Below are 13,685 nucleotides of genomic sequence, written 5' to 3'. Positions count from 1 at the left end.
GGAAGGCCTGATTGATGACCACAAACAACTCCACGACCGGTACCCCGGCCGCCACAGTGCAGCGGGAGACGACGGTCTTCACGGCGACCGCCGGCATGCCGGGGCGGTTCGCGTCCAACTTCGACTTCCAGTTGGCGCTGGCGCTCGGGACCGCGGACACCGGAGGTTCGGCGGCGGGGGAATGCTTCGCGAGCATCTCGAAGGTCCCGGATGCCGACCTGCGGGCGTGGCAGAGGGCATGGACGGAAACCGCGAAGCGGGTGGAGGACCTGGCCGAGCAGTGCCTTTTCCGCGGCCACAGGGTCAGCGCGGGCGAGGCGTTCATGCGCGCGTCGACCTACTGGCGCTCGGCCGGGTTCTTCCTTGAGCGGCACGACGAGGACCGGATCCCGAACTGGAAGCGCAACCGTGCCTGCTTCCAGTCGGGCATGGAACTCCTCGAGGTCCCCTTCGAGGTGGTTCAGGTTCCTTACGAGGCGGGCAAGTCCCTGCCCGGATACTTCGTGAAGCCCCACACCACGACGAGGCCGAGGGCCACGGCGATCATCATCGGGGGAGGGGACATGACCGCCGAGGAGCTCTACTTCACCACGGGCGCCGCGGCCGTTCGCCGTGGCTACAACGCCTTCCTCGTCGAGCTCCCGGGGCAGCGCGGCGCGTACTACGCCGACCCCGACCTGACGTTCCGTCCCGACACGGACGTCCAACTGGGCTACATCGTCGACTGGGTCCTGAACCGCACCGACGTCGACGCCGAACGCCTTTCGCTGACCGGGTACAGCATGGGCGGCCTGTTCGGTCCTCGAGCGGTCGCCGGCGAGAAGCGGATCAAGGCGGTCGTCGCCAGCTCGCTGACACCGTCCTTCGTGCCGTCGATCCTCAGCCTCATCGGACTCGACCCGCGGGAGCCGTACGCCGCGATCAAGGATCTCGACTCGCGCGTCAACCTGTCCTCCCCGATGGCCAGGCTGCTGCTCGGGGATGTGCGGGAGCGGTTCGGCATGCTCGACCGGCCGGTCAAGGACTACATCGACTACCTCGCCGAGTTCGACCTCGCCGGGCTGGAGGACGAGATCACCTGCCCGCTGCTGAACATCGCCGGCGCCGGCGAAGGCTCGATGGCGAGCCAGGCCCAGAAGTTCTTCGAGCGACTGTCCTGCCCGAAGACCGAGCGGTTCATCCAGGAGTTCGAGGGCGGCGAGGCGCACTGCGCGGTGAACAACCGCAGCCTCGCCAACCAGATCGAGTTCGACTTCCTGGACGAGGTCTTCGCCACCAACGAGTAGCTCCAACGCAAAGCTGTTCGCCGGTTCGACCGGCTGCGGTCGGTCCCGGTTCGGGGGTATATCAGGCTCCGCATAGGACAGACCATGCGGAGCCTGAGGTTCATCTGAACCCCATCACGGGGTGTCGCCAGCCTTCGATTCCCAGCACCCTGTTTTGTCCGGCTGGTCAAGTCCCCGTCGTTGTGTCAGCGACGGCCGTGGTTTTCGTACCGCCGGGACAGGCCAGGTTCAAAGGGCGTCGCGATTCACGGCGCGCTGCTCGACGTGGACATGGAGGTGGTCGAACGCGTGGACATCGCTGGACAACCCAGTCGGCTGTGGGATGGAAGGTGGCACCCAGCGCGCGGACCCGACGAGTCACGTGCTCGATGGGTCATAGTGGATACGGAAGGCTTGACGCCTTCGACGTTCCCGAGTGTCGAACAGGCCCCTTGCACGTTGGTTGCGATCCCATTGCACAGGATGTGACCCGCCGGTTCGCCGTCGGCCAGGCGAAAAATGCCCGCGCCAGGCGGCGCGCGATGTGCTGGACTATCGGTATGACCGGCGAAGTAGTGGTGCCCGTCCATGTCCGGGACCTGACTCACGCCGACCTGCCGCACTGCGGCTGGTCGGGCTCCGCGCTGCACCTGCGCAGCGTGGCGATCGAGCTGGAGCGGGTGGCGGCCGGTGATGCGGAGTACCTCGCGGTGTGCGCCGCCGGGAGTGATCTCCCGCTGGCGATCGGCGGCGTCGACTATGAGCAGACGCCTACCGCCGGAATGATCCACCAGCTCGCGACCATGCCCGCGTTGCAGTCCTGCGGCCTGGGCACGGTGCTGATCGCCGCCGCCGAGGAGCGCATCCGGCGGCGTGGCCTGCTCCGTGCCGAGCTCGGGGTCGAGCACGACAACCCGCGGGCGCGTGCGCTGTACGAGCGGCTGGGCTATGTCGCGTTCGAGGATCGGCCCGATGCGTGGGACGAGGAAGCGCCGGACGGGACGATCCGGCGCTACGAGACCATGTGCGCGATGATGGCCAAGGACCTGCGGCCGGCCTAGGCAGTCGCCTTGCCGCCCCCGGCCCCGCCCCGGCCCCCGCCGCCGAACGCCGCCAGCGCATCCCCGGTCAGCCGCATCGTCGTCCACTCGTCCATCGGCACCGCGCCGAGCGCCTTGTAGAACCCGATGGACGGCTCGTTCCAGTCCAGCACGCTCCACTCCACCCGGCTGTAGCCGCGCTCGACCGCGATGCGCGCCAGCTCGCGCAGCAGGGCGCTGCCGTGGCCGCCGCCGCGGGCCTCGGGGCGGACGAACAGGTCCTCCAGGTAGATGCCGTGGACGCCGTTCCAGGTGGAGAAGTTCAGGAAGTACAGCGCGAAGCCGACCGGGGTGCCGGCGTCGTCCTCGGCGATCAGGGCGAAGACCGCCGGGTGCTCGGCGAACAGGGCGGCCTGCAGCTGCTCCTCGGTGGCCTTGGCGGCCTCCGGCTCGCGCTCGTACTCGGCGAGGGCGGCGACCAGGGCGTGGATGGTCGGGACGTCGGCGGGGACGGCGGCGCGGATCATGGGGCCAGCCTAGTGCCGCGCGGCCTTGGGGGCCGCGTTCCCCTCATTCGGCCGAGCGGGCTGTCTGTTTCGGCCCTCGTGGTTCGTGTAGAGGGTGAGACCGATCTGCACGGAGCATGAAGGAGAACATCATGGGCGAGATCGTGGTGACCGAGAGCCTGACCCTGGACGGCGTGATGCAGGCGCCCGGCCGGGCCGACGAGGACCCGCGCGGCGGGTTCGTCCACGGCGGCTGGGCCGCGCCCTACGCCGACGCGGTCATGGGCGCGGAGATGGCCAAGGGCATGACGCGCCCCGGGGTGATGCTGTTCGGGCGGCGGACGTATGAGGCGCTGGCCGAGTACTGGCCGAAGCAGACCGACGGCAACCCCTACACCGAGAAGCTGAACAAGGTGCGGAAGTACGTGGTGTCCTCGACGCTGGTCGAGCCGCTGCCGTGGATGAACTCGACGGTGGTGCCCGGCGGCGGGGACGTCCCGGCGGCCGTCGCCGCGCTCCGGGACGCCACCGACGGCGACATCGCGGTGCTCGGCAGCGGGCAGCTGGTCCGCACGCTCGCCGCCGCGGGCCTGGTCGACCGGTACGTGCTGCTGATCCATCCGCTGGTCCTGGGCACCGGCCTGCGGCTGTTCGACGGCGCGGAGCTCGGCGAACTGCGGCTCACCGGCTCCGTCACCACCGGCACCGGTGTGATCATCGCGACCTATGAGGCCTCCAGGAGGACATCGTGACCCGCTACCTGCTCTCCATCTACCAGCCCGACGGCCCGGTCCCGCCGGCCGAACGCCTCGCCGAGATCGGCCGCGACCTCGAAGCGCTCAACGTCGAGCTCAGGGCGGCCGGCTCCTGGGTGTTCGACGGCGGACTGCACCCGGCGAGCACCGCGACCGTGCTGCGGCCCGGCACCGGGGAGGTGCTGATCACCGACGGGCCCTTCGTCGACAGCAAGGAACACCTCGGCGGCATCAAGATCATCGACGCCCCCGACCTGGACGCCGCGCTGGGCTGGGCCGCGAAGCTGACGCGCGCGGTCGGGCTGCCGGTCGAGGTGCGGCCGTTCCAGGGCTGACATGGGGGAGTCCAGACACGCCGTCGAAGCCGTCTTCCGCGCCGAGTACGGCCGCGCGGTCGCCGTCCTGGTCCGTGCTTTCGGCGACATCGACCTCGCCGAGGAGGCGGTCCAGGAGGCCTTCACCACCGCCTTGCAGCGCTGGCCGGTCGACGGCCCGCCGCCGTCCCCGGCCGGCTGGATCATCACCACCGCCCGCAACCGCGCCATCGACCGGCTGCGGCGGGAGGCCCGGCGCGAGGACCACTACGCCCAGGCGGCGCTGTTGCAAGCCGCCGATTCTGACTCCGATCCCGATCCGGAGGACCCGGTGCGCGACGATCGCCTGCGTCTGATCTTCACCTGCTGCCATCCGGCGCTGGCCGCCCCGGCGCGCGTGGCCCTGACCCTGCGCCTGCTCGGCGGCCTGACCACCGCGGAGATCGCGCGGGCGTTCCTGGTCAGCGAGGCGACCATGTCCCAGCGGCTGGTGCGGGCCAAGGGCAAGATCCGGGACGCGCGGATCCCGTACCGCATTCCCTCGGAGGCCGAGTTGCCGGACCGGCTGCGGGCAGTCCTGGCCGTGGTCTACCTGATCTTCACCGAGGGCCATTCGGCCACCTCCGGTGCCGATCTGGTCCGAGCCGACCTGTGTGCCGAGGCGATCCGCCTGGCCCGGCTGCTCACCGAGCTGATGCCCGACGAGCCCGAGGCCGCGGGCCTGCTCGCGCTGCTGCTGCTCACCGAGGCGCGGCGGCCCGCGCGGGTCGGGCCCGGCGGGGAGCTGGTCCTGCTGGCCGACCAGGACCGGGGCCGGTGGGACCGGGCCCTGGTCGCCGAGGGCCAGGATCTGGTGCGGGCCTGCCTGCGCCGCGGTCAGCCCGGGCCCTACCAGCTCCAGGCCGCCATCAATGCCGTGCACTGCGACGCGGCGCGTGCCGAGGACACCGACTGGAGCCAGATCCTTGCCTTGTACGACCGGCTCCTGGCCCTGGAACCGACTCCCGTCGTCGCCCTGAACCGGGCTGTCGCGCTGGCCGAGGCGCACGGCGTCGCCGCGGCGCTGGAGGTGGCCGACGAGCTCGCCGCCCCGCTCGCCGAGTACGGGCCCTACCACGCCGTCCGCGCCGACCTGCTGCGCCGCGCCGGACGCCGGGCCGAGGCCGTCGCCGAATACGAACAAGCCGCCGCGTACGCCGGTAACGCCGCTGAGCGGACATTCCTGCTATCCCGGCGGAATGAGCTCGAAAAAGCGCCCTGACAAACCCCGGACTGAAACCCCCGCACTGAACCCCGGACTGAAACCGCAGACTGATGGTCATCTCGCGGACATCGCGCCGGCTTGGCAGTTCAGGCAGGCATGCACCATGATGGCCTCCGGTTACCCGCTGATGGGGGATATCAGCTGGGGGGCGTTCCGCGTATTCGGCACAGAACGCGGGAATCGGTGATCGGGGGCGTGCCGGAGATCTCATCCGTTTCGGCGCCCCTGTTTGCCGTCCTTGTCATGAGTGGGTTCACAGGGGAGGGGAACATGTCCGAAGCCGTACCGGTCCACGGGCGGTCGAAGAATCTGGTCCTGGCCGCGATGATCTTCGCGGTCGCGATGACCTTCATCGACCAGACCATCGTGTCCATCGCGGTCCCGGAGATCCAGACCAAGCTGGGGCTGTCGGCGACCGGCGTGCAGTGGGCGGTCAACGCCTACCTGCTGGCCCTGGCCTCGATGTTCGCCTTCGGCGGCCGGCTGGCCGACACGCTGGGCCACCGCAAGATGGTGACGGTCGGCGTCATCATCTTCGCCGGCGCCTCGGCGATGTGCGGCGCCACGCCCAAGGGCTCGCTGGCCGAGGCCTGGCTGATCACCTTCCGGGCGCTGCAGGGCGTGGGCGGCGCGCTCATGTTCCCGGCGGCGCTGGCCATCGTCGTGCAGACCTACGAGGTGCGCGAGCGCGGCAAGGCGCTGGCCACGTTCTTCGGCATCTCCGGCGCGCTGACCGCGATCGGCCCGATCATGGGCGGCTTCCTGACACAGTGGACGTGGCGCGCGATCTTCTGGGTCAACCTGCCGGTCGCCGCGGTCGCGCTGGTGCTGATCGTGCTGGCCAAGCCGGTCACCGACTTCCGCCCGGCCAGGATGGACTACCGCGGCCTGGCCCTGATCACCGGCGGCATCGTGCTGGGTGTCTTCGGCTTCCAGCAGGCCCCGCTGTGGGGCTGGAGCAACCCGGCGATCGGCATCTGCATCGCCGCCGGCCTGGTCCTGCTGATCGTGTTCTACCGCGTCGAGCGCAAGACCGACTCGCCGCTGATCGACATGGACATCTTCAAGAACCGGACGTTCCTGGTCGAGAACCTGGTCCTGGGCATCTCGATGCTGGTGTTCGTCCCGCTGTTCCTGTTCTCCAGCGAGTACGCGCAGATCTCCCTGGGCAAGCAGGCCAAGGACGCCGGCGTCTTCCTGCTCTACTTCTTCATCGGCTTCGCGATCGCCACCCAGATCGGCGGCCGCATGCTGGACCGCATCGGCGCCAAGCGCCCGGTCACCATGGGCTGCGCGCTGGCCGCGGCCGGGTTCTTCCTGTGGGCCCAGAAAGTCACCACGCTCGACTTCGGCAAGCAGCAGTGGTTCATCGTCCTGGCCGGCGCCGGCATGGGCTTCATGCTCTCCCCGGCCAGCACCGACGCGGTGAACCAGGCGGGCCGCTACTCCTACGGCGAGGCCACCGGCATCACCCAGACCATCCGCAACTACGCGGCCAGCCTGGGCCTGGCGGTGCTCGGCACGACCCTGGTGTCCCGGATGCGCACCAACGTCGCCAACCAGCTGGTCACCGAAGAGCACGTCCCGCGCGCGGCGGCCGACAAGGCGGCGGCGAGCCTGGCACAGATGCAGAACAGCGGCTCCTCGGGCAGCGGCTCCTCGAGCAGCGGTACGCCGGACCTGTCGCAGATCCCGCACTTCTACAAGGTGGCCTTCGCACAGTCCACCGCGACGATCTTCTACGCGATGGCCGGGATCATGGCGGTGGCCGCGATCGTGGCGTTCGTCGGGCTCAAGCGCGGCGTCGCGCCCGAGGCCGTTGATGCCGTCGAATCCGAGGAAGCGGCGGTCTAAGTACCCTCCGGTTCTGCCGATTCCGCCGATTCGGCCGATTCATTTGGCGCCGTCGTCGCCGATGCTCGCGGGCGCAGCGTGAAGCTGATGCCCAAAGCGAGCGCGGTGACGGCGGCGCCGATCCATGCCGCCGCCGTGAAGCCCTCGTCGGTCGGGAACAGGGCCCCGGCCGGTGTGTGCGCCGCGAGCAGCAACGCGCTCAGCGTGCTGCCGAGCGAGAAGCCGATGCTGCGCACCACCTGGTTGACGCCCATGGCGCTCGCCGTCTCCCGGGCCGGCGTCACCTCCAGGATCACCGCCGGCATCGCCGCCGAGAACGCCCCGACGCCCAGCCCCAGCAGCGTCATCGCCACCAGCGGACCGGCGATCGTGCTGCGCGCCACAGCGAACACCGCGAACGCGGCGATCACCACCACGGTCGCCGCGGTGACCAGCGCCGCCGCCGACAGATACCGGCGCACCCACGGGCTGATCCGGCCCGCGACGAACCCGACGACCGAGAACGGCACCAGGAACAGCCCGGCCGTGAACGTGCTCAAGCCGAAGCCGTAGCCGGCCACGCTCGGAGTCTGCACGTACCGGGTGATGCACGACAGCAGCAGATACATCCCGACCCCGGCCACCAGCATCGCGGCGTTCGCCCCGGCCACCGCCCGGTGACGCAGCAGACGCAGATCGACCAGCGGGTTCGCCAGCGTGCGCTCGCGCAGCATCCACGCGGCGAGCACGAGCAGCCCCAGCACGACGCCGCCGACCGCCAGCGGCAGATGGTCCTGCCACACACTGGCCTCGCCCAGGACCAGCAGCAGCACCAGCACCCCCGCGGTGAGCAGCACGCTGGCCGCCGCGTCCGGGGCCGGCGCGACAGGCTGCCGCGAAGCGGGGAAGAAACGGAGCGCCACCAGCAGGGCCACCACCGAGAGCCCCAGCGCCGCCGTGTAAGCCAGCCGGATACCGCCCACATCGGTGAGGTAGCCCGCCAACGGGTATCCGAAGCCCACACCGGCCGTGGACGCGACCGAGATCATCGCGATCGTCGACGCCGCCCGATCCCGGTCCAGGTGCTCGCGCGCCGAGGCCATCATCAGCGGCCCCAGCGCCAACCCGCACCCCTGCGCCGCCCGCCCCACCAGCAGCGGCACAAGCGGCAGCGGCAGCACGGTCAGGACACTGCCGGCCACGATGACCCCGAGCGTGCCCAGCACCACCGGCCGCCGGCGAGCGCCGGACCCCAGCCGCCCGAGCACCGGGGTCGCCACGGCGCCGGTGAGCAGGGAGACGGTGAGCGTCCACTGCGCCGCCGCGAGCGAGACGTGCAGCGTGGTCGCCACGCTGGTGATCAGCGGGCCGCCGACGCTGCCGACGACCGCCATGACCACGCCGATCATCAGCAGGGCGCGGGGGAGGGGGGTGGCGGGGGACTGCGGCTCGGCGGCCCGGGGCTCGGCGGTCGGGGGCTCAGCGGCTGAGGGTTCGGCGGCCGGCGGCTCCGATCCCGTCGCGCCGGCGGCGGTCATCGGTTGGTCTCGCCGGTGACGTGCGTGAACAACCCCGGCTGGATCCGGGTGCGCACCCCGTGCGCCCACGGCTCGTCCACCTCGCGCACCTCCAACGCGGCCCCGTTGTTCAGCAGCATCCCGAACGCCAGGAACGTCTTGACCGTCACCGGATCCAGCCCGGTCGTCCCCGCGACCAGCTCCCACATCCCGGCGAAGCTCTCGCGCACCGCGTCGCGCACCTCCGGCTCGCTGGCCGCCGCGAACCCCTGCAACTGCAGCAGCAGCGCGGTGCGGTCGGCGAGCAGCGCGTCATAGGTCTGGCCCATCGCCGAGAGCGCAGCCAGGCCCGTGCTCTGTCCGGCGGCGTCGCGCATGGCCCCGGTGAGCTGTTCGAACGCTGATCGCACGACCTGGATGAAAAGGTTCTTCTTCGACCCGAACAGCCGGAAGACATACGCCTGCGTGATCCCGGCCCGCCGCGCGATCGTCTCGGTCGAGGTGCCGTGCAGGCCCCCGAGTGCGAACTCCTGCGCGGCGATCGCCAGGATCTGGGCGCGGCGCTCGTCGGCGGTCATCTTCGGCGGTGATGAGGGTGCCATGCAGGCATGTTACTACTCACTAACAAGTAACCACCAGGATGTGCGAAGCGGCGCGGGCGGGCGGAGGATGGGAGGTGGGACAAGCGGGGTGAGGCTATGCGAGCCCGGGTCATCGCACTGATCGCGGCGGTGGGATTCGCTGCCGCGGGGTGTGCCTCGTCGACGACCGGCACCGCCAGTCAGCCGAGTGCGCCGGCCTCGCCGTCGCCGACGTCGACGCAGTCCGCCGCACCGACGACGACGATCACCAAGATCGTGACACCCTCGACGGCGACCACCACGACCTCCGCGGCACCGGGCGTCACGCCCGCGGCCCAGGACCCGGCCTCGGTCGTCTCGGCGTTCTACGCGGCGATCAATGCGCAGGACTACGCCACAGCCTGGAAGCTGGGTGGCGACAACTTGGGCTCCAGCTACAGCGCGTTCGCGGCGGGCTTCGCGGGAACGGCACATGACTCCCTGACCATCACCGGTGTGCAAGGCGGCACGGTAGACGTCCACCTCGAAGCGCTCCAGATAGATGGTTCGACAAAGGTCTACGACGGCTTCTACCTGGTCAGCAACGGTCAGATCACCGAGGGGAGGCTGACGCAGACCGCGACTATCCCCGCCGCCTGACGACGGGGCGGGCCGACTCAGCTAGCCGAGCGCCTTGTGCATGACGATGCTCGGCCGCGCATGCGCGATATCGGCGCGCCGGTCGATCTCCTGCCAGCCGAGCGCGCTCCAGAACGCCAGCGCCGACGGGTTGTTCTCCAGCACCGCCAGCCGCAGCCCCTCGCGGCCCGCCGCGCGGTAGCGCTCCTCGACCAGGGCGGCCAGGCGGCGGCCGAGGCCCTGGCGGTGGCGCGCGCCGTGGACCAGCAGCAGGCCGATCCAGGGGTGGCCGTCGGTCGGGTGGCGGTCCAGCAGGCACAGGACGCCGACCGCCTCGCCGGACTCGTCGCGGGCGATCAGGACCTCGCTGCCGGCCGTGCCGACCTCGTCGCGCAGGTCGGCTTCGACCTCGGAGGCGAGGATGTGGTCGGGGTCGTAGTCGCCGGCCGCCCGGAAGTAGACCGGGTTGGTCCGGTAGACGGCGACGATCTCGGCCAGCTCGCCGGGGGTGAAGGTGAAGCCGGTGAGTGTCAGGGCCAGCATGCGCGTCATCCTAGCGGCGGGTGATCCACTGTGAGGTGCCGGGTCGCGGCGGTGTAGCCCTGCCGCAGTTCGATGGGGGCCCGGCCGGGCGCCGTCCACTCGATCAGGTAGCGCAGTTGCAGTGTCCTGTGCCAGCGCGCGCCGGGCAGTGCCTGCAGCGCGGTGTGCTTGGACTGGGACCAGGACGGAATGGCGTCGAAGCTCATCGGCATGCCGTCCGGGCCCGACTTGCCGCCGTGGGCGAGCCGGATGGTGTTCACCAGCGGGACCTGTGCGGCGGCGATCAGCCAGTCCACGGCCGAGCGGCTCATCGCCAGCCCGGCCACCACCAGCCGGCCTCCGGGCTCCAGCAGGGAGGCCATGGCCCGCAGCGCCTCCTCCGGGTCCATGTGGTGCAGGGCGGCGACGGAGGTGACGAAGCTGAACGAGTGCGGGGGGAGCACACCGTCGCGGACCGCGGCCAGGAAGTCGGCCTCGACCACCTCGACGTCCAGGCCGGCGGTGCGCAGGCGGGCCTGCTCGGCCATCGTCGGCGAGGCGTCCAGGGCCACGACCCACTTCGCGCGCGCGGTCAGCTTGCGCGCGAGCAGGCCGTCGCCGCAGCCGACGTCCAGCGCCGAGCGGCAGTTCGGCGGCATCGCGCGCACGATGCGGGCGTGGTGCGCGACGTTGTGGTTCCAGTAGTCCGTCACAACTGGTCAGACGCCGTGCGGCGGGGGAGCGGTTCGAGTTGTCGTGTAACAACCTGTAACAGCCGCCGTCACCGGAAGTGCACCAGAATCCGACCGGCGTTGTCCGGGTCTTCCTCGACCCGCGCGTAGAGGCGTCGCAGTTGCCGCTGTTCCAGGAAGGCCATGACCCGGTGCTTCAGGGTGCCCGAGCCGCGCCCGGGGATGATCTGCAGGACGTCGACGCCGGTCGCGGAGCAGCGGAACAGGGCCTGCTGGACTGTGCGGTAGATGGCGCGGTCGTCTCGGAAGACGCCATGCAGGTCGAGGGTCTCCATGCGGTGGCCTTCCTGGTGGTCGGTGCTCGCCGGGCGACCCCATCATCTCGCGACCGCTAGTCGTCGAGGACAGTGACGGACCAGACGGACTTCGGCGGAGTCGTTCAAGTACCTGTGGGAGAAGTGGGTGCAGGGTCGGTGCAGTCGCCGTCCGGAACGAAGATCATGGCCCCGCCCACGGTTCCCTGCACGGTCACCGTCTTGCCGCCCAGCGTGTGGCGGAAGCAGGCTTCGCCACGTCCGGTCGTCTGGTTCTCCATCGGGGCAGCTCGTCGGGCTGGACGATCGAGGTCAGCAGCTCCATCGGAACCGGCCGCCGCTCGCGCATCGCCGCCAGCCGGATCAGGGCTTTGCGGCCGGCGCCGATGGCGGCGTGGATCTCCTTGTCCCGGTCGGCCTCGCTGAACCTGCCGAGCCAACCCGCCGGCGGCGTCCGACGATACTGATTTCACACCCTCACCCTCAGGTCGAGCCTGACCCTGAAGCCGGACTTGAACCAGGGCCTTGACCTGGGGGCCTCGCGCGCCCTACTGTCCCGCATCAGTTAGTAATCCTTACTGACGAAAAAGCGGAGGGCCCGTGAAGCGCATCCGAACCACCCTCGCGACCGCCGTGGTCGCGCTGGCCACCGCCGCGTCGCTGACCGGCGCCACGGCGTCGGCCGACTGCCGGCAGCTGCCCAAGCACATCTTCGCGCCCTACTTCGAGGGCTACACCGCCGACAGCCCGGCCGCGCTGGCCGCCGCCTCCGGCAACAAGTATCTGACCCTGGCGTTCATCCAGACCCCGGCACCGGGCTCGTGCGACATCGACTGGAACGGGGACGCCGCCGCGCCGATCGCCTGGTCGCACTACGGGGCCGACATCGCGCGGATCCGGGCGGCCGGGGGAGACGTCGTGCCCTCCTTCGGCGGCTACAACGCCGACCACGGGCAGGAGGAGATCGCCGACAGCTGCACCGACGTGAACAAGATCGCGCAGGACTACGAGTCGGTCGTCACCACCTACGGCGTCACGCGCCTGGACTTCGACGTCGAGGACTACTCCGAGACCAACGCGGCCGGGGTGGACCGGCGGAACAAGGCGATCAAGATCGTCGAGGACTGGGCCGCGCGGACCGGGCGGCGGGTGCAGTTCGTCTACACGGTCGGCACCAACATGACCGGGCTGAACGTGCCGACCGGTGTCGGCGTGCTCCAGAACGCGGTCGCGAACCACGCGCGGATCGACATCGTCAACATCATGACCTTCGACTACTACGACGACCAGCCGCACGAGATGGCCGCCGACACCGCCACGGCCGCCGCCGCGGTAGTGCGGCAGCTGCGCGGCGTCTATCCGCACGAGTCCGACGCAGAGCTCTACCACCACCTCGGCGTCACCGAGATGATCGGCATCGACGACTTCGGCCCGCCGGAGGTCACCACCACCGCCGACGCCGTCGCCATCGAACGCTGGGCGGCGGACAAGGGGCTGGCGGAGCTGTCGTTCTGGGCCCTGGAGCGGGACAACGGCGGCTGCGTGGGGACGGCCGGCAGCGACAGCTGCTCGGGGATCGCGCAGAACACGTGGCAGTTCAGCAACACCTTCGAGGCGTTCACGAAGCGGTAGGCGGACACCGGCAGCCGGATCCGGGCAGGCACCGACACTGCCGGACGCCGGCGAGCGCGCTCACGCGGACGGCGCCGTGGAGTTGCCCACGGCGCCCCGCCTGCGAGCCTGGATCCATGTCCGAACAAGCTGCCGCCGCCGGCCGTCCCCGGGTCCTGTTCATCGTCAGCGCCGCGCACCAGCTGACGATGAAGGACGCCACCTTGCACACCACCGGCTTCTGGGCCGAGGAACTGCTCGTCCCCTACAAGGCGTTCACCGAGGCCGGGTTCGACGTCAAGTTCGCCACGCCGGTGGGCATGGTGCCGCAGGCGGACCCGCGCAGCCTGAACGCCCACGACGCCGCCGAACTCGACCACATCCCCGACCTGCGCACGCCGCTGGTCCTGGACGACGTCGAGGGCGGCGGCTACGAGGCGGTCTTCGTCCCCGGCGGCCACGCCCCGCTGGAGGACCTGGCCACCGACGAGGTCGCCGGCCGGCTGCTCACCGAGGCCCTGGCGGCCGGCAAGCCGGTCGGCGCCGTCTGCCACGGTCCGGCCGCGTTCCTGGCCGCCCGCCGCGACGACGGCACCCCGACCGTCGCCGGCTACCGCCTCACCGCCTTCACCGACTCCGAGGAGCGCCAGGGCGGCCTCGCCGACAACATGCGCTACCTGCTGGAGGACACGCTCGTCGCGCTCGGCGCCGACTTCGTCGAGGGGCCGGCGTTCCAGGCGCACACCGAGACCGACCGGAATCTGCACACCGGGCAGAATCCGCAGTCTTCGGCGCAGATCGCCGCGGACATGCTGGAGGCTTTGGGGAGGTAGGTGCCCGGCTGCCCGTCGCG

At 70.6% G+C, this 13,685-nt stretch carries 16 protein-coding genes; 9 read left to right on the top strand and 7 right to left on the bottom strand.

What is annotated here, in order from left to right:
• Positions 1-14 precede the first annotated feature (14 nt).
• Together ABH926_RS31405 and ABH926_RS31400 are read left to right on the top strand one after the other, a co-directional pair.
• Positions 15-1,286 carry an alpha/beta hydrolase family protein gene (locus tag ABH926_RS31405; RefSeq protein ID WP_370369508.1) on the top strand — a complete coding sequence of 424 codons (1,272 nt, stop codon included), beginning with the start codon at positions 15-17 and terminating at the stop codon, positions 1,284-1,286.
• A gap of 539 nt (positions 1,287-1,825) precedes the next feature.
• The gene (locus ABH926_RS31400) at positions 1,826-2,326 is read left to right on the top strand and encodes a GNAT family N-acetyltransferase (protein WP_370369507.1); all 501 of its coding nucleotides are present in this window, start codon (positions 1,826-1,828) and stop codon (positions 2,324-2,326) included.
• Here ABH926_RS31400 and ABH926_RS31395 read toward each other — a convergent pair.
• Positions 2,323-2,832 carry an N-acetyltransferase family protein gene (locus tag ABH926_RS31395; RefSeq protein WP_370369506.1) on the bottom strand — a complete coding sequence of 170 codons (510 nt, stop codon included), beginning with the start codon at positions 2,830-2,832 and terminating at the stop codon, positions 2,323-2,325. The genes ABH926_RS31400 and ABH926_RS31395 overlap by 4 nt on opposite strands.
• A 131-nt stretch (positions 2,833-2,963) precedes the next feature.
• Here ABH926_RS31395 and ABH926_RS31390 point away from each other — a divergent pair, with 131 nt between their 5' ends.
• From ABH926_RS31390 to ABH926_RS31375, 4 genes are all read left to right on the top strand, one after another.
• Entirely contained in the window at positions 2,964-3,563 is a 600-nt protein-coding gene (locus ABH926_RS31390) for a dihydrofolate reductase family protein (protein ID WP_370369505.1), read from the top strand.
• Positions 3,560-3,901, top strand: coding sequence for a YciI family protein (locus tag ABH926_RS31385; protein ID WP_370369504.1), 342 nt, complete (start codon positions 3,560-3,562; stop codon positions 3,899-3,901). Before ABH926_RS31390 ends, ABH926_RS31385 begins: the two co-directional genes overlap by 4 nt.
• Position 3,902: 1 nt before the next feature.
• Positions 3,903-5,141 (top strand): RNA polymerase sigma factor, encoded by a 1,239-nt coding sequence (locus ABH926_RS31380; protein WP_370369503.1) that lies wholly within the window; start codon positions 3,903-3,905, stop codon positions 5,139-5,141.
• Positions 5,142-5,414: 273 nt separating this feature from the next.
• Complete coding sequence (locus tag ABH926_RS31375) at positions 5,415-6,998, top strand: MFS transporter (RefSeq protein WP_370369502.1); 1,584 nt, start codon at positions 5,415-5,417, stop codon at positions 6,996-6,998.
• Here the strand turns inward: ABH926_RS31375 and ABH926_RS31370 are convergent.
• Both ABH926_RS31370 and ABH926_RS31365 read right to left on the bottom strand, forming a co-directional pair.
• Entirely contained in the window at positions 6,995-8,386 is a 1,392-nt protein-coding gene (locus ABH926_RS31370; RefSeq protein WP_370369694.1) for an MFS transporter, read from the bottom strand. The genes ABH926_RS31375 and ABH926_RS31370 overlap by 4 nt on opposite strands.
• A gap of 125 nt (positions 8,387-8,511) precedes the next feature.
• The gene (locus tag ABH926_RS31365) at positions 8,512-9,072 is read right to left on the bottom strand and encodes a TetR/AcrR family transcriptional regulator (protein ID WP_370369693.1); all 561 of its coding nucleotides are present in this window, start codon (positions 9,070-9,072) and stop codon (positions 8,512-8,514) included.
• A 120-nt stretch (positions 9,073-9,192) separates the two neighbouring features.
• Here ABH926_RS31365 and ABH926_RS31360 point away from each other — a divergent pair, with 120 nt between their 5' ends.
• On the top strand, positions 9,193-9,714 hold the full coding sequence (locus ABH926_RS31360) for a hypothetical protein (protein ID WP_370369501.1): 522 nt from the start codon (positions 9,193-9,195) through the stop codon (positions 9,712-9,714).
• 21 nt (positions 9,715-9,735) lie between these two features.
• Here ABH926_RS31360 and ABH926_RS31355 read toward each other — a convergent pair whose 3' ends face one another.
• From ABH926_RS31355 to ABH926_RS31340, 4 genes are all read right to left on the bottom strand, one after another.
• Entirely contained in the window at positions 9,736-10,236 is a 501-nt protein-coding gene (locus ABH926_RS31355) for an N-acetyltransferase family protein (protein WP_370369500.1), read from the bottom strand.
• 5 nt (positions 10,237-10,241) lie between these two features.
• Entirely contained in the window at positions 10,242-10,928 is a 687-nt protein-coding gene (locus ABH926_RS31350; RefSeq protein WP_370369499.1) for a class I SAM-dependent methyltransferase, read from the bottom strand.
• A gap of 68 nt (positions 10,929-10,996) precedes the next feature.
• Complete coding sequence (locus ABH926_RS31345; RefSeq protein WP_370369498.1) at positions 10,997-11,242, bottom strand: Smr/MutS family protein; 246 nt, start codon at positions 11,240-11,242, stop codon at positions 10,997-10,999.
• A 104-nt stretch (positions 11,243-11,346) separates the two neighbouring features.
• Positions 11,347-11,502, bottom strand: coding sequence for a hypothetical protein (locus tag ABH926_RS31340; protein ID WP_370369497.1), 156 nt, complete (start codon positions 11,500-11,502; stop codon positions 11,347-11,349).
• A gap of 319 nt (positions 11,503-11,821) precedes the next feature.
• Here ABH926_RS31340 and ABH926_RS31335 point away from each other — a divergent pair, with 319 nt between their 5' ends.
• Together ABH926_RS31335 and ABH926_RS31330 are read left to right on the top strand one after the other, a co-directional pair.
• Positions 11,822-12,853: a glycosyl hydrolase family 18 protein gene (locus ABH926_RS31335; protein ID WP_370369496.1), complete on the top strand. Its 1,032-nt coding sequence runs from the start codon at positions 11,822-11,824 to the stop codon at positions 12,851-12,853.
• Positions 12,854-12,969: 116 nt separating this feature from the next.
• Positions 12,970-13,665 (top strand): type 1 glutamine amidotransferase domain-containing protein, encoded by a 696-nt coding sequence (locus tag ABH926_RS31330; RefSeq protein ID WP_370369495.1) that lies wholly within the window; start codon positions 12,970-12,972, stop codon positions 13,663-13,665.
• Positions 13,666-13,685 lie beyond the last annotated feature (20 nt).

Origin of the sequence: Catenulispora sp. GP43 (assembly GCF_041260665.1) — a bacterium.
Classification (GTDB): Bacteria; Actinomycetota; Actinomycetes; order Streptomycetales; family Catenulisporaceae; genus Catenulispora.
Note: the sequence above shows the minus strand (reverse complement) of the source record. Positions and strands in the feature narration are given on the sequence as shown.

Bases quoted from the DNA above. Each gene is read 5' to 3' on its own strand.
- ABH926_RS31330 (WP_370369495.1), top strand. From the start codon at position 12,970: ATGTCCGAACAAGCTGCCGCCGCCGGCCGTCCCCGGGTCCTGTTCATC.
- ABH926_RS31380 (WP_370369503.1), top strand. From the start codon at position 3,903: ATGGGGGAGTCCAGACACGCCGTCGAAGCCGTCTTCCGCGCCGAGTAC.
- ABH926_RS31365 (WP_370369693.1), bottom strand. From the start codon at position 9,072: ATGACCGCCGACGAGCGCCGCGCCCAGATCCTGGCGATCGCCGCGCAG.
- ABH926_RS31405 (WP_370369508.1), top strand. From the start codon at position 15: ATGACCACAAACAACTCCACGACCGGTACCCCGGCCGCCACAGTGCAG.
- ABH926_RS31400 (WP_370369507.1), top strand. From the start codon at position 1,826: ATGACCGGCGAAGTAGTGGTGCCCGTCCATGTCCGGGACCTGACTCAC.
- ABH926_RS31375 (WP_370369502.1), top strand. From the start codon at position 5,415: ATGTCCGAAGCCGTACCGGTCCACGGGCGGTCGAAGAATCTGGTCCTG.
- ABH926_RS31360 (WP_370369501.1), top strand. From the start codon at position 9,193: ATGCGAGCCCGGGTCATCGCACTGATCGCGGCGGTGGGATTCGCTGCC.
- ABH926_RS31395 (WP_370369506.1), bottom strand. From the start codon at position 2,832: ATGATCCGCGCCGCCGTCCCCGCCGACGTCCCGACCATCCACGCCCTG.
- ABH926_RS31370 (WP_370369694.1), bottom strand. From the start codon at position 8,386: ATGATCGGCGTGGTCATGGCGGTCGTCGGCAGCGTCGGCGGCCCGCTG.
- ABH926_RS31390 (WP_370369505.1), top strand. From the start codon at position 2,964: ATGGGCGAGATCGTGGTGACCGAGAGCCTGACCCTGGACGGCGTGATG.
- ABH926_RS31340 (WP_370369497.1), bottom strand. From the start codon at position 11,502: ATGGAGAACCAGACGACCGGACGTGGCGAAGCCTGCTTCCGCCACACG.
- ABH926_RS31345 (WP_370369498.1), bottom strand. From the start codon at position 11,242: ATGGAGACCCTCGACCTGCATGGCGTCTTCCGAGACGACCGCGCCATC.
- ABH926_RS31355 (WP_370369500.1), bottom strand. From the start codon at position 10,236: ATGCTGGCCCTGACACTCACCGGCTTCACCTTCACCCCCGGCGAGCTG.